Origin of the sequence: Prauserella aidingensis (assembly GCF_024171865.1) — a bacterium.
GTDB lineage: Bacteria > Actinomycetota > Actinomycetes > Mycobacteriales > Pseudonocardiaceae > Prauserella > Prauserella aidingensis.
Genome location: NZ_JAMTCN010000048.1, coordinates 1 through 18,366 on the forward strand (window position 1 = coordinate 1; position 18,366 = coordinate 18,366).

The following is an 18,366-nucleotide window of genomic DNA, read 5'->3' on the forward strand; positions in this document are numbered from 1 at the left end:
GCGGGCTGTGGCGGGGACGGCTGGAGCGATCGTCCATAGCCTGCTCGCCGCCGTGGCGGTACCGGCCGGCCCAGCGGGCCGCGGTCGTGTGGGCGACCTGGAACCGTTCGGCAGCGCGGCGCACGTTCCAACCGTCCTCGACGACGCACCGGGCCAGTCGCAGCCGTCCGGTCGGAGTCAGCGGAGCGTTACGGTGGACCACCAGAGGGCCTCCTCGGATCGGCGTGTTGTTCGTGGTGATCCACACCGAACCCGGAGGCCCTCACCCATATCAAGATCATCCACCGCGTGCCGAACCGTCACCAACGTGCCCGAACAGCACAGCTAGCGCCCTGACCTCGGCGCAGTTGCGGTTCGGGCGCGAACCGGCCCGCAGCTGCGTCCGCGTCACGTGAATCGGCTCACCGCGGGCGAGCTCGCGTCTGCGACGCGGGCGCGGGCCCTCGTCACGCCGGTACCGTGAGACACGTGCAGGTTCGCGAGTTCACCGATGCCGACTGGGACGCCGTGTGGCCGATCGTCCAGGAGGTCATCAAGGCAGAGGACACCTACGCCGTCGAGCCCGATCTGACGCCCGAGCAGGCGTACGAGTTCTGGGTGGCCGGGCAACACACGGTCGTCGCCGTCGACGACACCGGCATTCTCGGCACCGCGCACATGAGTCCGGTCCGCCCGGCACGCGGCAGCCACATCGTGAACGCGAGTTTCATGGTGTCGAGCGCCGCGCGCGGCAAGGGTGTGGGCGAAACGCTGGTGCGCTACGCGCTCGACCGTGCCCGCGCGGACGGTTACGCGGGGATGCAGTTCAACGCGGTCGTCGAGACGAACACGTCTGCGGTGAAGCTGTACGAGCGACTGGGATTCCGCATCATCGGCACGGTCCCCGGCGGGTTCGACCACCCGGTGCACGGCCGCGTGGGGCTGCACATCATGTACATCGACCTCTGACGGGCGGGAGCCGACCCGAGGACGGCCACGCTCACCCCGCGAAGACGCACTGCGCGAAGCGCCGTCCGACGCGGCGGTGGGACTCGCCGTCGGGGTGGAGTGCGTCCGGAAGCGGGAGCTCGTCGTGGTCGGCGGGCCCGTACAGGTCCAGACCGTCCACATAGAACAGATTCGGGTCGTGAGTGGACCGTTGTTCGACGATGCGCCGCAGCGCGTCGCGGATGACGGTCAACGTCAGCCGTCCCGCCTTCACCTCGGCCGGGTCTCCCGTGGCCGCGAACCGCATCCGACCCTCGCGCAGTGCGTCGAGGTCGAACGTGCCGGGCCCCGGGGTGTCCTCGTGGATCGGGCAGTACAGCGGCGAGACGACCGCCAGCGGGGTCGTCGGATGGCCGTCGCGGATCGTGTCCAGGAAGCCGTGCACGGCCGGGGTGAACGTCCGCGTGCGCATGGCGTCGCCGTTGACGATGTTGATGCCGATCTCGAGGCTGAGCACGTCGGCGGGGGTGTCGCGGATGATGCGGGCGACGAACGGGTCGAGCATCATGGCGCCGCTGTAGCCGAGGTTGAGCAGGTCGACGTCGCCGGACGCGGCGGCGACCGCGGGCCACGTGGTGGAGGCGCTCGCGGCGTTGGACCCCTGGCTGATCGAGCTACCGTGGTGCAGCCACACGCGGCGGCCCGTGCGCGGCACCGGCGCGACGGGGGCGTCGGCGCGCAGGTCGACGAGTTCGGCCTGTTCGTTGTGCGGCAGCCAGAGTTCGACGTCCTTCTCCCCCGCGGGCAGCCCGGTGAACGTGAGCGTGGCGGCGGGGCCGTGTTCGACATGCGATTCCCCAGTCGACATGTCGACATGAATGGCGTCGCCGCCGGTCGCGGTGGCCTGCGCGGCGAGTGTTCCGTCGACGAGCAGGTCGTAGACACCGTCGGGCCGGGGCGGTGCGCCGCGGTAGAGCTTGCGGGTGCGGACCACGTCGAGTTCGACCGTCGTCGCGGCGGTACGCAGCGCGAGGCGCACGCCCGCGGGCTGCGTCTCCGCCATGGCCAGCTGCGCACCGTCGGCCCGCCCGTCGAAGCACTGCGTACGCGCCCACGCGGGCAGCCGGTGCGGCAACACGCCGCGATCGGTGCGTTCGAGTTCGAGGGCACCGACGACGAACTCGTCGGTGATCGGAATGCTGGCCGGACCGGACGTCATACCCGCACCCTGCCACGCCCGAACCACCCTGCGCACACGGTTTTCCGGCCGGCGGCCGGTGGTGGAGACCCGGAACGTCCGTGGACTCCACCACCGGCCCGAATCGCCGGGTGGCCGGTTCAGCCGACGAGGGCGCGCCAGGTCACCGGGCCGCACACGCCGTCGACGACGAGCCGGTTGACGCTCTGGAAGGAGCGGATCGCCGACACCGTCACCGGTCCGCAGTCGCCGTCGACGAGCAGGCCTGCACTGCGGATGTTCAGTGCCGTCTGGGCGGCCTTCACGTGGTTGCCGTTGCGGCCGGAGCGGGCCGTGGCCACGAGGTGCGGCCAGGTCTTCGGGCCGACCTGGCCGTCGACGTACAGACCCTGCGACGACTGGAACGACTTCACGGCGGACACCGAGATCGGGCCGTAGTCACCGTCGATCACCAGGTTCGTACCCCGGTAGCGCATCAGGTACTGGATCGTCTTGACGACCTCACCGTCCGCGCCGGGGTCGATGGACGACCAGCCGCCGCCGAGGTCCACACCACGTGCCCGCATGAACGACACCGGGTTGACGATGCCGTGGAGCCCACCGGTGTGCGTTTCGAAGTGCAGGTGGGGACCGGTCACGTTGCCGGTCGTGCCCATGTCGCCGATCCACTCGCCGGCCGTCACCCACGCACCCTCGCTGACGCGGAAGCGGCTCAGGTGGCCGTAGTAGGTGTAGACACCGTTGCCGTGGGACATGATGATGCCGCGACCGGTGCGGCCGCTGAGGACGCCCCAGCCGACGCTCCAGGCGCGGCCGGTCGCCGCCGCGTAGACGGCCGTGCCGGTCGAGTTGGTGACGTCCTGGCCCGCATGCGGCACGCCACCACGGTCCGCACCGAAGTGGCCGCCCCTGGGGAAGTAGCCCAGCGCGGGGTTACGCCAGGCGCCGTTCTTCAGCGACGCCGCCGACGCGGTCCCGGTCGCCCCCAGCAGCCCGAGGGCCAGCGCTCCGGCCCCCACTGCCGTGCCGGACAGCATCGCCCGCCGCGACAGACCGCGGCGTTCGGCTGCGTCGGTGCCGAGTCTGTCGTCCGGCGCTCCGCATTGCTCACACATGTCGTCGCCCTTTCGTAGCCGGTAACGATCGCCACGCTACAAATGGGACAACTCGGGCGGCACCTACGAACGTTCGAGACTCCGCGGGATCGGGTGAACAGTGGCTGACCGCCCACTTGCCGGTTCGTGGTGCACGGCCGGCGGTAGTCGGCGCTACGGCTTGCGGCCGACGGCGGCGGCGATGCAGTGGGCGGCCGACGACAGCTCACCCACGCGGGGGCCGTCGGGCCACCAGTCGTCGTTGATGACCAGCCCCGGCTCGATCAGGTCGAGACCTTCGAGCATCTCCAGGATCTCCGCGCGCGTCCGCCAGTAGCCGCGGCCGGTGCCGCCCGCGCCCCGCATGATCTCCTGCACCCGCATCGCGGTCTCGGTGTGCTCGTTCTCCGGGTTGATGAAGTGTGTGAACGCGACGTAGGAGCCGGACGGCAGCGCGTCGATGTAGGCACGCATCACGTCGACGGGCGGCATCCCGAACTCGGCGTCGTGGTGATGCAGCGTCGCCACCTGCAACAGCCCCATCGGCCGGGAGAAGTCGAGGAACTCCCGCACCATCGCGTTGTCGAGGACCTGCTCGGGCCGGAAGATGTCGGCGTCGAGGAACCGGGTGTGCTCGTTCTCCTCGAGGATCGCGCGGCCGTGCGCGAGCACCACGGGATCGTTGTCGACGTAGACCACGCGTGCCTCGTCGTTGAGCCGCTGCACGACCTCGTGCGTGTTCTCCGCGGTGGGCAGGCCCGAACCGCAGTCGAGGAACTGGTCGAGACCCACCTTGGCCGCGAGGAAGCGCGCGGCGCGGATGAGGAACATCCGGTTGCTGATCGCGATCTGGCGGACCTCCGGCACGGCCTCGTCCATGCGGTAGATCAGCTCGCGGTCGACCTCGTAGTTCGTCTTCCCGCCGATGGCGAAGTCGTAGGCACGGGCGATGCTCGGGGTCGTGGTGTCGATGCTCACCACGTTGGACGAGATCGGCTGGGACTCGGAACGGGAAGCAGACATTCGCACTGACCTCGCTACACAGGGCATGTCACAACGGCGGGGGACTCGCGCACGCAGCGTAGCCCAATCGGCGGTGCCCCCGGGAGGGTGTGGTCCCGAAACGGCGCATACCGCCCGCGGGGACTCGCCGGCCGGCCCGGTCCTCGGCGGCCACGGCGGCCTCGGCGTCGACCGTGGCGGGCCGTCTCAGCGTGGCGGAGCGAACGTCACGCGCCCTCCGGAGCACGGCTGAGCACCGCGACGAGGAACCCGGAGTCCGGCTCGAACGGGCGGAGATCCCACGTGGCGAAGGCGTGATCGGTGCGGAACCCGGCTGCAGCGGCGTCGGCGAAGAAGTCGTCGGCGGTGTACCCGCGGTCGGTTCCGAACCCGACCGCGGCCCGCCCGCCCGGCGCCAGCCACCCGTGGAAGCGGCTCAGGACGGCACCCCGCGTGCTCGGCGCCAGGAACGGCATCACGTTGCCTGCGCACACGACCAGGTCGAACGGCGTGTCGACGCCCTGGGCCGAAAGGTCGAGTTCGGCGAGGTCGCCGACCACCCATCGCGGGCCGGGATGGTCCTCCCGCGCGGCCGCGATCAGCACGGGGTCGACGTCCACTCCGACGACGTCGTGACCCGCGGCCGCCAGCGCCGCACCGACCCGCCCGGGACCGCACCCGGCGTCGAGGATCCGCGAGCCGCGCGAGGCCATCGCGTCCACCAGCCGCGCCTCTCCGGCGAGGTCGTCACCGGCACGCGCGAGGCCCCGCATCCGCTCGACGTACCAGTCGGAGTGACCCGGGTCCTCGGCCACTTTCTGCATCCACAGGCTCGTTTCCACCACGACCCCATTGTCCAGCCGCGGCACGACGACCGTGGCGGCGACCCGACGGTTTGCGACTCGGCGACCGGCGTGCACGCGGAAGCCCGGCCGGCTCACCCACCGGTTCGTCACCGACACCCGATCAGTCGAGGTTCCACGGGTCGTGCCTGGCGAGCTTCAGCAGGGCGGCCAGTTCGCGGCGGCTCCGCTGTCGCGATGCGCGGCGGTCGGCGCGGAACAGGTCGGACTCGTGGCACAGCGGGCAGCCGCAGGGGCGAGTGCCCGTGTAGTGCAGTTCCCAGAAGCAGGAGCCGCGGGCGACCGAACCGCCGCTGTCCGCGAAGTGCGCGAGGTCTGCCTTCAGCGTGGCGGGGAGGTCGCACACACCGTCGCGGTGATCGTGGATGGCGACACGGCGCAACGAGCCGTCCCAGAGACGGAGGCGGAACGGCTGGGTCTTGTCGGTACGGGACATGTGACGCTCCGAGCTGCTCATGCGGCAGCGCCCGTCCCGCGGGAATGCAGGTGGGCGCTACCGCCGTGATAGCTCGGCGTCACGCGGTCTGCGGTGCATGTTCGGCAGACTACTGACGTCCGTGAGCGCCCACAACGTTTTCGCCGTAAGGCGCCGACCGGCACTGTTCCGTCTCCTCGCTGAACCGCACCGACGGCCGTCACGCTCTGTCAATCGTGTTCCCGGGAGCAGTACGACTCCCGGCAAGTCGTCCAGCGGGCAACACGACACCGGTCGAGACCATCCGACTTTCGGATTGCGTGGAAGGGTCTCCTTCCGTCGGCACGGCCGAGCTCGAATGCCTGCGGCGGCCGATCTGGGCGACCACCTCACACCTTCGTCACCGTGCACTGCATGTGCAAGGCATCTGGATCCGCATCGCGCAAAGAAAAACCCCCAGGCCAGTGACTTGGGGGTTTCTGCGCGCCTGTAGGGATTCGAACCCCAAACCTTCTGATCCGTAGTCAGATGCTCTATCCGTTGAGCTACAGGCGCATCATGTTCAATTGTACCCGACGGCTTGCCGGGTCCGACGCCCGGGGTGAACCGGGTGTCAGCGGAGGCTGCGGGATTTGAACCCGCGAGGGAGGGTTACTCCCAACCGCATTAGCAGTGCGGCGCCATAGACCGGACTAGGCGAAGCCTCCCGGGTCGGTCGCGACCACTGCCGTCATAGTTTACGCATGCCCCGCACCCGACTTCCAGCCACCCCCCCTTTCGCGTGTACGACCACGCCGCGGTGGCTGTGACCTGCGTGATCGCGAACCGCGTGGATCGCCTCACGGTGAGATGGCGACGGGCCACGGCCCACTCTCCACTCGGCCCGCATCAACGCAACTGCTGCACGGCGACAGCCAGCCCGAGGTCCGCTCGCCAGCACGGCCGTGACGTCCCGGCCGCGCTCCGGCACACGCCATCGAGGGACGCCGGCGACGGGCCCGACGCAGCAGACCCGGGCCCGGGTGCAGGACGTGCGGTGCCGGGTGCAGCACACGCGGGAGCCGCACCCGAAGGCACAACACACGCTCCCGAACCCTCAACACGCGCCCCTGAATCCGCAACACGGTCCCCGGAATCCGCAACACGGGCCCCTGAATCCGCAACACGCGCCCGCGAAGGCGCAACACGGGCCCCGGGGACTGCAACACGCGGGTCAGGGGTGGGCGGCGTACTCCACGAAGGCCGAGAGTGCGTCCGGGTTGGCGAGGGCGTCGCGGGACACGGCGCGGTCCGGGTCGGCGCCGGACAGGATCTTCTTGACCGGCACCTCGCACTTCTTGCCGTTCAGCGTCCGGGGCACGGCGTCGACGACCACGAAGCGGTCCGGCACGTGCCTCGGCGACAGCGCCGCACGCAGCTGCTTCCGCAGGTCAGGCTCCAGATCCTCCAGCGCGACACCGTCGGCGAGCACGAGGAAGCACACCAGCTCCCCCTCCTCGCCCGCCGCCGACGTGTCGATCACCAGCGAGTCGAGCACCGCGTCGTAGCCCTCGACGACCCGGTAGAACTCCGCGGTGCCCATACGCACGCCGCCACGGTTCAACGTCGAGTCGCTGCGGCCGTAGATGATCGCCGAACCGCGCCTCGTGATCTTGATCCAGTCGCCGTGCCGCCACACGCCGGGGAAGTCCTCGAAGTACGCCTCGCGCAGCCTGCTGCCGTCGGGGTCGTTCCAGAACATCACCGGCATCGACGGCATCGGCTTGGTGACCACCAGCTCCCCCACCTCGTCGACGACCGCACGCCCGCTGTCGTCGTAGGCCTGCACCGCCGCGCCGAGGCTCCGGCACGACAGCTCGCCCAGCCACACCGGCACGTCCGGCGCCGACCCGACGAACGCCGTGCACAGGTCCGTGCCACCGGACACCGAACAGATCTGCACCTCCGGCCCGATCGCCTCCGCGATCCACCGGAAGCCCTCCTCCGACAACGGCGCCCCCGTCGAGCCGATCGCCCGCAGTGACGACAGGTCCACGTCCTCGGACGGCTTGAGGTGTGCCTTCAGGCAGCTCTGCACGAACGGCGCCGACGTGCCGAACACCGTCACGCCGTGCCTGGCCGACAGCCGCCACAGCGCACCCAGGTCGGGATAGCCGGGGCTGCCGTCGTACAGCACCACCGTCGAGCCGACGAGCAGGCCGGAGATCAGGAAGTTCCACATCATCCAGCCGGTCGTGGTGAACCAGAAGAACCGCTCACCGGGACCCAGGTCCTGTTGCAGGGCGAGTGCCTTCAGGTGTTCGAGGGTGATGCCGCCGTGGCCCTGGACGATGCCCTTGGGCAGGCCCGTCGTACCCGACGAGTACAGGATCCACAGCGGGTGGTCGAACTCGACGGCGTCGAACGCGAGCTCGGCGCCCTCGTGCGCGGCCAGCAGGTCGTCCCAGCCGCGGGCGCCCGGCATCGTGCCACCGCCCTCGTAGTCGACGAGCACCGTCGCGGCGAGGCCCGGCAGCTGTCCGACGAGCTCGTCGACCGTCGGGCGGATGTCGAACGACCGGCCGTTGTAGCGGTAGCCGTTGACCGCGATCAGCACCTTCGGCTCGATCTGCGTGAACCGGTCCGCGACCGCCCGCACCCCGAAGTCCGGCGAACACGACGACCAGATCGCGCCCAAACTGGCCGCGGCCAGGAACGCCACGAGCGTCTCCGGGCAGTTCGGCGCCAGAGCCACCACGCGGTCGCCCTTGCCGACGCCCAGTTCCTTCAGGCCCGCGCGCGCCGCCGCCACCTGGCCGCGCAGCTCGCCGAACGTCAGCTGCCGCTCGAGGCCGTCCTCCCGCGCGAAGACCAGTGCGACCTCGTCGTCGGCCTTCGCGGCGCCCGCGACGCCGCCGGTCAGCGCGTGCTCGGCGTAGTTCAGCGTGCCGCCCGCGAACCACGTCGCGCCCGGCATCTCCGGACCCGACAACACCCGGCCGGGCTCGTCGTGCCAGATCACGCCCAGGTACTCGGCCACAGCCGACCAGAAGTCGCCGAGGGACGCCGTCGAGAACTCGTGCAGCTCGGCGTAGTCCTTCGTCGTCACGCCGCGCTCCTCGGCCAGCCAGCGGCGGAAGTCGGCCACGCGCGTGCGCTCGACCTGCTCCGGCGTCGGCGTCCACAGCACCTCGGGAGCGCCGCTCCCGGTGGTCGCCGTGTCCGCTGCGGTGGTGGCGGAGTCCGGTGTGTTCGTACCTGCTGCGGTGCCCGTGCTCGTGGCGTCGCTGCCCTGCGTGCTCATGCCCGCGACCTTAGGTCAGATCGTCGACCATTTCCTCCGCCATGCCACGCAATCTCGCCACGTCCGCGGGAGTCACCGTGACCCAGTCGCCGAGTTTCCGCAGCGCATAGCGCCCCTGCTCGGTGTCGACCCAGTTGACGGTGCCCGGCGTGCGTCCCTGTGTGCGCGATGTCGCACCGACGTACCCGCCCGCGCGCCTGCCCTCGACGGCGCGCAGGACCGTCGCCGCCTCCGACGACCGCACGCCCGCCTCGCGCAGCGCGTCGAGGAACCCGCTCGCACCCTCGTGTTCGCCCGCGCGGCAGGCACGGCGATAGTCCGCGAACCCGACGTTCGCGGGCGCGCCCGGCCCTGCGCCGACGTCCGGCAGTGCCTCCAACATCGTCGGGATCAGTTCCGCGGGCCGCACGGGTCCGACGAGCACGTCCTCACCCGAGGTGCCCGCGGTCGCCGCGCCACGCTCGCCGACCGCGCCGTAGGAACGGAACGAGGCATCCGCCCCGGAGGCGCTCAGGTCCACCGACACGTCCGGCTCCGCCAGTGTGCGCAACAGGTCCTCGACGTCCCGGTCCGGCGACCGCACCGTGCCGAGGCCGCGCTCGGCCAGCGAGTCGTCGGCCAGGGCGATCAGCTCCGCGCGATACGACTCCGTCGCCCCGACCCGTGGCACGCCCAGCACCGACGGTGGATCGCCGAGCTGCAGGGTCCGCCACAACAGGTAGAACTCACCCGGGTGGAGCGTGATCCATCCGGAGTTCTCGTCACGCACCCGCCGTCACTCGTCCCCACGCCAGCCGCGTTCGCCGATCACCGGGGGCGCGACCCGCCCGACCGGCATGCCCCAGACGTCGTCCTCCTCCTGCAGGTACGACGGCGAGTGGTGCTCGGCCTCCTCGTCCTGGCCGCCACGTGCGCCCGCACCGCCCGTCATGCCCATCGGCGCGCCGCCCGCACCGCGCGCGGCACCGGCGGCCGACGCGGCCTGCCCACCTGCGGCGCCCGTCGTACCGCTTGCCGCGCCGGCTCCGGTCTGCATGCCGGACGAGGCCGCGCCGCCACCGCCCACGGCACCCGCCGCCATTCCCGACGCCGCACCCGCGGCCAGGGGCGCCGCGACGACGCCGGGCACGAAACCGCCCGTGCCGCCCGGAGGCTGCGGGCCGACCCGGTGCGACGGGTCGGTGCCGCCGTCCTCCGGCGGAGGCGATGGCTCGCGACGGTCGCGCGGATCGTCCTTGATGATGTCCTCGCCCGGCATCACGAATTGCGGCACGCCACGGAACACGTTCCCGGATTCGAGCTGATACGTCCGCATGACCTGCGCCGCCTGACGGTGCAGCTCCTCGCGGCGTTCGACGTCGGCGATCGGGTCCAGGGGCAACGCGGCGCCACCGGCGAATCCGCCGCCGCCACCTCCCGTGTCCGCGGCTCCACCCATGTTGCCCGTTCCTCCGGCGCCGCCCAGGCCTGTGGACCCACCGGAGCCGCCACGGCCCGGGGTTCCTCCGCCACGGCCCAGTGCCCATCCGTCGTCGCCCGGACGCCCGCCGTCCGCGGATCCGCCTCCGCCCTCGCCCAGCACGTCGATCTCCCCGGGCAGTCCGCCGCCACGACCGCCGCGGTCGGCGTCCGACTGCGGTTCGCCGAGCGCGACGACGTCGTCACCGTCGTGGGGTTCGAACTCGCGGATCGGGGCGGGCAGCATCGGCGGCGGGAACCACGGCCAGGGGTGCGAGAACTGCGGGGGCTCGGGCATGTTGTTCTTCGCCCACTGCGCGAGGTGCGACTGCGCCTGGATCGCGGTGCCGACGCCGTGGCTGTCCCGCGCCGTCTGGTCGGTCCACGTCGACAGCTGCTCGACCCGCTGCCGTGCCTGCTCGACCCCGCCGCCCTGCCAACCTTCCGAGGCCTCCCGCAGCGCGTTGCGCAGGCTGTCGCCGATGTCCTGCAGCTGAGCCCCCAGGTCGGCCCACTTGTGCGCCACCCGTTCCGCATCCTCGGCATCCACGCCGGTCGTCGCCATGCGATACAGCTCGGCATGCGACAGGGCCTGCCAGTCGAACTCCGAGTCCAGGGCGTCCTCGCCGGGCCGGGGACCCTCCGGTTCGCGCGGCGGCCACGGAAAGGGCAGACAGTTCGCGATCACTCGATCCTCCCGATGCGCTGCAGGTCCCGCTCCGCGTCCTCGTCGGCCGTGGTGATCATCCCGGCCGCGGCGCGCACGATGCCTTCGAGTTTCTCCAGCTGGGCCGCGTACGCCTTGAGCACGGGCAACGCGGCGTTCGTGTCCCCGTCCGCGGCGCCCTGCAACCGCTGGGCCAGCGTTTCGCCGACGAAGTTGTCACCGAACCGCAGCGGCGCGGCGATGTTCTCGCCCGCGTCGGCGATGAGCCGGTGGACGTGCCCCTGCAGTTGCATCAGCTGTGCGAGCAGGGAGTGGGCCGCACCGTGGTCGAGCCGGAGCTCACCCCTGCCGATCTGTTCGCGGACCTGGTTCAGCTCCTCGGCCACCGGGGCGAGCCTGCCCGCCGCGCCGGAGGCGAAGTCGAGTGCGGGCGCCGCCGGTGCCGCTCCGAACGGTCCGGCGTCCGCGGACGCCGCGGCGTCGGCCGACTGCCACGCCGCGCCGTCGTCGCGCGTCGTGCTGGGTTCGGTCACGATCACACCCCCAGGGTCGTCGATGTCGGCAACTGTAACTGCGACGCACGCGGGAGCCGACCGGTTCACGCGATTTCGAATCCGTGGACCTGCAGCACACGGGCCGCGTTAAGTTGAGGTGACACCGCGCGGAAGAACGCGTGGAAGCGGTCCGAGGACGGATCCCACGGGCCGCGGCACACGACCACATCGAGAGCAGGGAGCCGTCACCGTGTCCAGCGCATCCCCGTCGCCTGCCGACCCTCCGGAGCAGCAGCTCCACACCAGGGCGGATCTGGAGAGCCTGCCCGCCTACGTCGCGGGAAGGACCGTGCAGGGGGCGGTGAAGCTGGCGAGCAACGAGACGCCCTACGGCCCGTTGCCGAGCGTCGCACGCGCCATCGCCGACGCCGCCGCCGAGGTCAACCGCTACCCGGACATGGTGTCGACGGCGTTGACCGAGCGGATCTCCCGCGAACTCGACGTGCCCACCGAACGGATCACCGTCGGCTGCGGCTCCGTGGCGCTGTGTCAGCAGCTCGTGCAGGCGATGTGCGCGCCCGGCGAGGAGGTCGTGTACGCGTGGCGTTCGTTCGAGGCGTATCCGATCGCCACGCAGATCGCCAACGCCTCGGCCGTGCCGGTGCCGCTCGACGACGCGCACACCCACGACCTCGACGCGCTGCTCGCCGCGATCACGCAGGCCACGCGCCTGGTGTTCGTGTGCAACCCGAACAACCCGACGGGCACCGTCGTGCGCAGGGATGCCCTCGTCCGTTTCCTCGACGCCGTGCCGCCGCACGTGCTCGTCGTGCTGGACGAGGCGTACCGCGAGTTCGTGACCGACGACGACGTGCCGGACGGTGTCGAGCTGGGCCGCACCTACCCGAACGTGCTCGTACTGCGGACGTTCTCGAAGGCCTACGGACTCGCGGGCCTGCGCGTCGGCTACGGCATCGGGCCCGAGGAGGTGATCACGGCGCTGCGCAAGGTCTACGTGCCGTTCAGCACCAACGCGCTCGCCCAGCGGGCCGCGATCGCCTCGCTCGACGCGGCGGGCGAACTGCTCGAGCGGTGCCGGGGCATCGTCGCCGAGCGGACCCGGGTCGCCGACGCGCTGCGTGAGGCCGGGTTCGAGGTTCCGGAGACGCAGGCCAACTTCGTGTGGCTGCCGCTGCGCGAGCGCACCCAGGAGTTCACCGAGCACGCGCTGGAGCACAAGGTCGTCGTCCGCGGCTACGCACCGGACGGGGTGCGCGTGACGATCGGTGAGCCGGAGGAGAACGACATGCTGCTGGCCGCCGCCCGCGCGTTCCCGCTCGGCTGACGGGACGCGGCTAGCGGGGCGCGGCTAGCGGGACACGGCGCCGGGGGCGGGCGACACCGCGGACAGCAGGGACAGCAGCGTGCGGTTGGCGCCGACGTCGATGCCGTGGCGGTCGCCCAGCCGGACGACCGTGCCCGTGAGGCCGTCGTACTCGAGCGGTCTGCCCGCCTCGCGGTCCTGCAGCATCGACGTCGTACTGCCGGGCGCAAGCGTTTGCAACCAGGTGAGCACGTCGCGGGCGTCGGCGTCGTCGAGGCTCGCGGCCTCGGCGTTCGCGACGGCCACCGTCTCGGTCAGCACCCGCATCGCCAGCTCGGCGGCCTGCTGCTCCGCGAGCACCTCGACCCGCCGTCCCGTCAACGCCGTGATCGGATTCGCCGAGACGTTGGTCAGCATCTTCCGCCAGGCCGCCGTCGCGAAGTCCGCCGACCGCTCGACCGCCAGTCCCGCCCCGGCCAACAGGTCCGCGACGGGCGCCGCCTCCTCGTGACCGGGGACGACGAGGTCGCAGTCGGTGCGGCGGGTCCGCACCACGCCCGGCGCGGTGCGTTCGGCGTTGATGTAGACCAGCGCGGGCACGACAACACCCCCGGGACGGGTCTCGCTCCGGTCGGCGCCGATGAGGGGGCCGACCCGTTCGGCCTGGTCCACGCCGTTCTGGGCGACGAGGACGTCCCCGCCTTCCGACGTCGACGCCGCCAACCAGGCGGCGGCACCCGCCGTGTCGTGGATCTTCGTGGCCAGGATCGTCAGCTCGGTGGGGCCGACGTCGCCGGGCTCGGCGGCCCAGCGCACGGGATGCGTCGTCGCGACCTCGCCGTCGGTGACCTCGATGGTCGACAGCGGCCGCCTCCCGCAAGCCACGACGTCGTGTCCGGCGCAGGCCAGCGCCCCGGCGAGAGCTGTTCCCACGGCCCCCATGCCGACGACCGCGACCGTCACACCGGTGCCGCCTCGGCTCACAGCTGCTGCACCACCAGTTGCACGGCCGCCGCCGCGCCCACCACGACGATGACGGCGCGCAACACCCGCGGCGGCAGCTTCCTGCCGATCTTCGCACCGAGCTGACCGCCGACGACGGATCCGACGGCCAGCAACGCCACGACCGGCCAGCTGATCGGCGCGACGAAGGCGTAGATCGTGCCCGCGACGATGTTGACGGCCGCGGACAACACGTTCTTGATGCCGTTGAGCGTCTGCAGCGGCAGGGTCATGAGGATGCCCATCACCGCCATCAGCATCACGCCCTGCGCCGCCGTGAAGTACCCGCCGTAGATACCGATCAGGAAGATCGCGGCCACGAGCCCGACCGCGCCCTTCGTCGACATCGACCCGCCGTCGGCGTCGCCGGCACCCGCGCGCTGCCGCCTGCGCGTCACCCACGCCGACACCTTGGGCTGCACCAGCACCAGCACCAGCGCCAGCACGATCAGCACCGGCACGATCGTCTCGAACGCGTCCGGGGGCAGCGACAACAGCAGGATCGTCCCGACCACCGCACCGAGCACCGACGCGGGCAGGAACGACAGCAGCACGCGCCCGTGACCGCGCAGCTCGTGGCGGTACCCGATCGCACCGCTGACGCTGCCGGGAGCGAGGCCGATCGCGTTCGACGTCGTGGCCGTCACCGGCGGATAGCCGAGGGCCACGAGCACCGGGAACGTCACCAGGGTCCCCGAGCCGACGACCGTGTTGATCATCCCGGCCCATACGCCGGCTATCGCGATGAGAACGGCATGCCACCAGATCACCCGGCGACGATAGGCCGCCCCCGGCCGTCGCCGTCGCCCGCGGGGAGGCAGGCGTGGCCGCGCTCACCGCCGGGACGTTTCCCGACCGTGATCACGGGTAACCCAGCCGCGGGCCGCAGCCGGAAGGAGCGCCCTGCGGACGGCGCCACGAGGAGGTACAAGTGGGTGACAGAAGGTCACGGCCACCGGTCATCATCGAGGAAAGACACCAACGGCCCGAACAAGGCCCGTCCCCACTGAGGTGAAAGTGACAGAGACAGAGTCGACAGGGCGCGCGCAGCCGGCCGGCGGCGAACAACACGCCCTCGCCGCCGAGAACGACATCGAGGTGCGCCTCGGTGCGAACCTGACGCACCTGCCCCTCGTCCGGTCGATCGCGGCCAACCTCGCCGTCCGCGCCGACTTCGACATCGACGCCATCTCCGACCTGCGGCTCGCCGTCGACGAGGCCTGCTCCACGTTGATCACGAGCGCCGACAGCGGCTCCGCGATGAGCTGCCGCTTCACGATCGAATCCGACGAACTCCACTTCCACGGCACGGTCCCCTCCTCCGACCAGGAGCCGCCCAGCACGGCCTCGTTCGGGTGGAAGGTCCTGACCACGCTCGCCGACTCGGCGACCACGTGGCTCGAACCCGCAAGCGACTTCTCGACCGACGGCGCGGCACCCGGCGACGCGCCCGACGGAATCCACGGCCGGGTGCACGTCGAACTGACCAAACGAAAGCCGACGTTTACGTGACCGAATCCACCAAACGCGGATCGCGTGGTTCCTCCGAAGACTACGAGCACCTGATCCCGCTGTTCGACGAGCTGGTGACGCTGGAGGAAAGCGACCCCCGGCGAGCCGAGCTGCGGGAGGAACTCGTCCGGGGCCACCTGCCGCTGGCCGAGCACATCGCCCAGCGGTTCTCCGGACGCGGCGTGGCCAAGGAAGACCTCGTGCAGGTGGCGCGCGTCGGCCTGATCAACGCGGTCGACCGGTTCGACCCCCGGCGCGGGTCCGACTTCCTGTCGTTCGCCGTGCCGACCGTCATGGGCGAGGTGCGCCGCCACTTCCGCGACACCGGCTGGGTCATCCGGGTGCCGCGGCGGCTCAAGGAACTGCACCTGTCGATCAACAGCGCGAGCACCCAGCTGTCCCAGCAGCTCGGCAGGGCGCCCACACCCAGCGAGATCGCCGAGCACCTCGGCATCTCGCAGGACGCCGTGTTCGAAGGACTCGACGCGGGCAACGCCTACCACTCGATGTCGCTCGACGAGGTGCTCTCCGGCGAGGTCGAGAACCTCGCCCTCGGCGACACCCTCGGCGAGGAGGACTCGGCGCTCGAGGGCGTCGAGAACCACGAGACCCTGCAACCCCTGGTGAGACAGCTGCCCGAACGGGAACGCAAGATCCTCGCCCTCCGCTTCGTCCACAACCTCACCCAGACGCAGATCGCCGAACAGGTCGGCATCTCCCAGATGCACGTCTCCCGGCTGCTGGCCCGCACGCTCGCCAAGCTCCGGTCGGGCCTCGCCGACGAGACCTGACCGGACGCCCGACCACCGCGGCAGGCACCGCCGTCCCCGCGACGAACTCGGACCGCGCTGTTCCGGCCTCCCGGCAGCGTTGCCTACTTCCGCCCGGCAGCGATCCTCTCCCTCCGCCCGCCGGCGCTGTTTTCCCTCCGCCCGCCCGTGCGCCTTACCATCGGCCCGTGCCCCGACCCCGCCTCCCGCAGCGGCTCCGCCCCGTACTCCGCACCAGCCTCGGCCTCGCCGCGCTCGGGTTCTGCTCGAGCTTCTTCGGCGCGGGCGTGGTGTTCCTCGTGCTGCTGCTCCAGGGCGTGCCGGAGGGGGCACAGGGCACCGAGTGGATCATCGCGGTCGTCGCCGCCGGGTACGTCCTGCTGTCGGTGCTGATCGGCACCACGTGGGCCGTGTTCCTGCAGCGCCGCACGGTCGTGTGGTTCGTCCTCGGCCGCACACCCACCGGCGACGAGGCGCGCCGTGCACTGCGGCTGCCGCTGCACCTGGCGAAGGTGAGCGGGACGCTGTGGCTGGGCGGGATCGTGGTGCTGGGCACCCTGACCGCGGTGTTCGGCACGTGGTTCGACGCGATGGGCGTCTCGCTGGCCATCGCGCTGGGCGGCATCGCGACCGTCGGGCTCAACTACCTCGCGACCGAATGGGTCGCGCGGCCACTCCTGGCGACGGCGCTGCACTCCGTGCCGCCCGGCGAATCGCTCGCGACGACGGTGCTCGCCCGGCTGGTCGTGACCTGGATGCTCGCCAGCGGTGCACCCATGATCGGCGTGCTGATCCTGGTGCTGCCACCGGACCTGGGCGGCGACCCGCGCTACAGCCTCATGACGCTATCGATCCTCGGCCTGCTGCTCGGCGCCGCCGCCACGTTCCTGCTGGCCCGATCCGTCGCGGCGCCGCTGCACCGGCTGCGCGACGTGCTCGGCGAGATCGCCCGCGGCCGGCGCGACGTGGCCGTCGGCGTGGACGACGCCAGCGAGATCGGCATGCTCCAGGCATCGGTCAACGACCTGACCTCGGGCCTGCGGGAACAGGAACGCATGCGGGACCTGTTCGGCAGGCACGTCGGCGACGAGGTCGCCCGGCACGCCCTCGAACACGGGGCGTCGATGTCCGGCGACGTGCGCGTGGTGACGGCGCTGTTCGTCGACGTCGTCGACTCGACCAGCCTCGCCGCCGAACTCGCCCCCGACGAGGTGGCGCGCAAACTGAACGGCCTGTTCTCCTCGGTCGTCGACGCGGTCAGCACCCACGGCGGCCTGGTCAACAAGTTCCAGGGCGACGCGGCGATGTGCATCTTCGGCGCACCCGCCCGCCACGCCGACCCGGCGACGTCGGCGCTGGCCGCGGCACGGGCGATCCGCGACGCGGTGTCGGCGTCAGGGGAACTCGACCTGGGGATCGGCGTCGCGACCGGCCCCGCCTTCGCGGGACAGCTCGGCACCTCGACCCGCTTCGAGTACACGGTGATCGGCGACGCCGTGAACGAGGCGGCCCGCCTCACCGAGCACGCCAAACACGCCGACGGCCGCATCCTCGCCAGCCGCGCCGCACTCGACGCCGCGTGCGACGCCGAACGCGACCGGTGGCATCCGCACGAGACGTACCAACTGCGCGGCCGGGCCGAGCCGACGGAGACGTGGTCGACCCCGCCCGGCGACGGGGCGTCGCACACCGATCCGCCCGCCCGGCAGGCCGCAGCACGGAACCCGGCCGCGGAGGCGACGGCGGAGCCGGATTCGGGTGGCCCGGCTACGGAGCAGGCTGCGACACGGGCAACGGACACCGCGCCGGCCGAGCACGGCTAAGGCTGTTCCCTGACGGGACGTGCCGGAGCGGCGGCAGTGTGCTTGGTCGCGGGCAACGCGAAGGCGTGTGAGATCCCGGATCCGCACGAGGCTGTGACCCCCGGGTCACCGGACACGATTGACCGGCTGGCCGATCTTGGTCGCTGCCACGATCAATCGGACCCGCCGGCACGCTTCCGGCACCCGTTGCCGGGTCGATGTGCAGCTCGACCTGCCCGGGGATGGAACGTGGCGACCATGCATGGGGTCGGCCGCGAGTTGTTTCGTTGGTCGAGTTTTCGGTAGGCGCCGCCGGAGCTGATTCACTCTATTGAGCAATGATGTGTTCGACCATGGGTTCGATAGTGTGGCGGTTGTGGATGGCATGGGGGACGGCGTTGGGGCCATGATCGAGCGGGTGCGGGAGCTGCGTGCTCGGCGGGCGCGGCTCGATGCCGAAGAGTTGGCGCTGTTGGCCGAGATTGCGGCGGTGGTGGGTGATGACCGGGGTGTGGCGGAGGAGTTGACGCCGGTGTTGCGGGTCTCGACCCGTGA

The 18,366-nt window shown here is 71.3% G+C and carries 17 protein-coding genes and 2 tRNA genes; 5 read left to right on the top strand and 14 right to left on the bottom strand.

The window, feature by feature from the left end; all coding sequences use genetic code 11:
• On the bottom strand, nucleotides 1-202 hold a 202-nt coding region (locus tag LY13_RS24790), incomplete at its 3' end, for a helix-turn-helix domain-containing protein (protein WP_253830984.1).
• 266 nt (nucleotides 203-468) lie between these two features.
• On the opposite strand from LY13_RS24790, the gene LY13_RS24795 reads away from it, so the two are divergent.
• Nucleotides 469-948, top strand: coding sequence for a GNAT family N-acetyltransferase (locus LY13_RS24795; protein ID WP_253830985.1), 480 nt, complete (start codon nucleotides 469-471; stop codon nucleotides 946-948).
• 31 nt (nucleotides 949-979) lie between these two features.
• Here LY13_RS24795 and LY13_RS24800 read toward each other — a convergent pair whose 3' ends face one another.
• From LY13_RS24800 to LY13_RS24850, 11 genes are all read right to left on the bottom strand, one after another.
• Nucleotides 980-2,146: an SGNH/GDSL hydrolase family protein gene (locus tag LY13_RS24800; RefSeq protein WP_253830986.1), complete on the bottom strand. Its 1,167-nt coding sequence runs from the start codon at nucleotides 2,144-2,146 to the stop codon at nucleotides 980-982.
• A gap of 119 nt (nucleotides 2,147-2,265) precedes the next feature.
• Complete coding sequence (locus LY13_RS24805; protein ID WP_253830987.1) at nucleotides 2,266-3,240, bottom strand: peptidoglycan-binding protein; 975 nt, start codon at nucleotides 3,238-3,240, stop codon at nucleotides 2,266-2,268.
• A gap of 153 nt (nucleotides 3,241-3,393) precedes the next feature.
• Nucleotides 3,394-4,242: an SAM-dependent methyltransferase gene (locus tag LY13_RS24810; RefSeq protein ID WP_253830988.1), complete on the bottom strand. Its 849-nt coding sequence runs from the start codon at nucleotides 4,240-4,242 to the stop codon at nucleotides 3,394-3,396.
• A 206-nt stretch (nucleotides 4,243-4,448) separates the two neighbouring features.
• Entirely contained in the window at nucleotides 4,449-5,066 is a 618-nt protein-coding gene (locus LY13_RS24815; RefSeq protein ID WP_253830989.1) for a class I SAM-dependent methyltransferase, read from the bottom strand.
• 121 nt (nucleotides 5,067-5,187) lie between these two features.
• A complete protein-coding gene (locus tag LY13_RS24820) occupies nucleotides 5,188-5,520 on the bottom strand; it encodes a hypothetical protein (protein WP_253830990.1) in 333 nt (110 codons plus the stop codon).
• 461 nt (nucleotides 5,521-5,981) lie between these two features.
• Nucleotides 5,982-6,054 (bottom strand) — tRNA-Arg (locus LY13_RS24825).
• 62 nt (nucleotides 6,055-6,116) lie between these two features.
• Nucleotides 6,117-6,206, bottom strand: a tRNA-Ser gene (locus tag LY13_RS24830).
• A 506-nt stretch (nucleotides 6,207-6,712) separates the two neighbouring features.
• Nucleotides 6,713-8,782 carry an acetoacetate--CoA ligase gene (locus LY13_RS24835; protein WP_253830991.1) on the bottom strand — a complete coding sequence of 690 codons (2,070 nt, stop codon included), beginning with the start codon at nucleotides 8,780-8,782 and terminating at the stop codon, nucleotides 6,713-6,715.
• Between the two features lie 10 nt (nucleotides 8,783-8,792).
• Nucleotides 8,793-9,551, bottom strand: coding sequence for an ESX secretion-associated protein EspG (locus LY13_RS24840; protein WP_253830992.1), 759 nt, complete (start codon nucleotides 9,549-9,551; stop codon nucleotides 8,793-8,795).
• Between the two features lie 6 nt (nucleotides 9,552-9,557).
• A complete protein-coding gene (locus LY13_RS25800) occupies nucleotides 9,558-10,928 on the bottom strand; it encodes a WXG100 family type VII secretion target (protein ID WP_308216398.1) in 1,371 nt (456 codons plus the stop codon).
• Nucleotides 10,925-11,440 (bottom strand): hypothetical protein, encoded by a 516-nt coding sequence (locus LY13_RS24850; protein WP_253830993.1) that lies wholly within the window; start codon nucleotides 11,438-11,440, stop codon nucleotides 10,925-10,927. Before LY13_RS24850 ends, LY13_RS25800 begins: the two co-directional genes overlap by 4 nt.
• A gap of 211 nt (nucleotides 11,441-11,651) precedes the next feature.
• Between LY13_RS24850 and hisC the strand changes: the two genes are divergently transcribed.
• Complete coding sequence (gene hisC / locus LY13_RS24855; RefSeq protein ID WP_253830994.1) at nucleotides 11,652-12,746, top strand: histidinol-phosphate transaminase; 1,095 nt, start codon at nucleotides 11,652-11,654, stop codon at nucleotides 12,744-12,746.
• Between the two features lie 24 nt (nucleotides 12,747-12,770).
• Here the strand turns inward: hisC and LY13_RS24860 are convergent, their stop codons facing one another.
• Both LY13_RS24860 and LY13_RS24865 read right to left on the bottom strand, forming a co-directional pair.
• The gene (locus LY13_RS24860; protein WP_253830995.1) at nucleotides 12,771-13,709 is read right to left on the bottom strand and encodes a ketopantoate reductase family protein; all 939 of its coding nucleotides are present in this window, start codon (nucleotides 13,707-13,709) and stop codon (nucleotides 12,771-12,773) included.
• The gene (locus tag LY13_RS24865) at nucleotides 13,706-14,497 is read right to left on the bottom strand and encodes a sulfite exporter TauE/SafE family protein (RefSeq protein ID WP_253830996.1); all 792 of its coding nucleotides are present in this window, start codon (nucleotides 14,495-14,497) and stop codon (nucleotides 13,706-13,708) included. The genes LY13_RS24860 and LY13_RS24865 overlap by 4 nt, the downstream gene beginning before the upstream one ends.
• A gap of 247 nt (nucleotides 14,498-14,744) precedes the next feature.
• Here LY13_RS24865 and LY13_RS24870 point away from each other — a divergent pair, with 247 nt between their 5' ends.
• The 3 genes from LY13_RS24870 (at nucleotide 14,745) to LY13_RS24880 (ending at nucleotide 17,832) form a co-directional block, all read left to right on the top strand.
• The gene (locus tag LY13_RS24870) at nucleotides 14,745-15,239 is read left to right on the top strand and encodes an ATP-binding protein (protein ID WP_253830997.1); all 495 of its coding nucleotides are present in this window, start codon (nucleotides 14,745-14,747) and stop codon (nucleotides 15,237-15,239) included.
• Nucleotides 15,236-16,030, top strand: coding sequence for a SigB/SigF/SigG family RNA polymerase sigma factor (locus LY13_RS24875; RefSeq protein ID WP_253830998.1), 795 nt, complete (start codon nucleotides 15,236-15,238; stop codon nucleotides 16,028-16,030). The genes LY13_RS24870 and LY13_RS24875 overlap by 4 nt, the downstream gene beginning before the upstream one ends.
• Before the next feature lie 167 nt (nucleotides 16,031-16,197).
• Nucleotides 16,198-17,832, top strand: coding sequence for an adenylate/guanylate cyclase domain-containing protein (locus LY13_RS24880; RefSeq protein WP_253830999.1), 1,635 nt, complete (start codon nucleotides 16,198-16,200; stop codon nucleotides 17,830-17,832).
• Nucleotides 17,833-18,366 lie beyond the last annotated feature (534 nt).

Excerpts from the sequence above, each read along its gene's own strand:
- LY13_RS24810 (WP_253830988.1), bottom strand. The coding sequence starts at position 4,242 with ATGTCTGCTTCCCGTTCCGAGTCCCAGCCGATCTCGTCCAACGTGGTG.
- LY13_RS24800 (WP_253830986.1), bottom strand. The coding sequence starts at position 2,146 with ATGACGTCCGGTCCGGCCAGCATTCCGATCACCGACGAGTTCGTCGTC.
- LY13_RS24835 (WP_253830991.1), bottom strand. The coding sequence starts at position 8,782 with ATGAGCACGCAGGGCAGCGACGCCACGAGCACGGGCACCGCAGCAGGT.
- LY13_RS24820 (WP_253830990.1), bottom strand. The coding sequence starts at position 5,520 with ATGTCCCGTACCGACAAGACCCAGCCGTTCCGCCTCCGTCTCTGGGAC.
- LY13_RS24805 (WP_253830987.1), bottom strand. The coding sequence starts at position 3,240 with ATGTGTGAGCAATGCGGAGCGCCGGACGACAGACTCGGCACCGACGCA.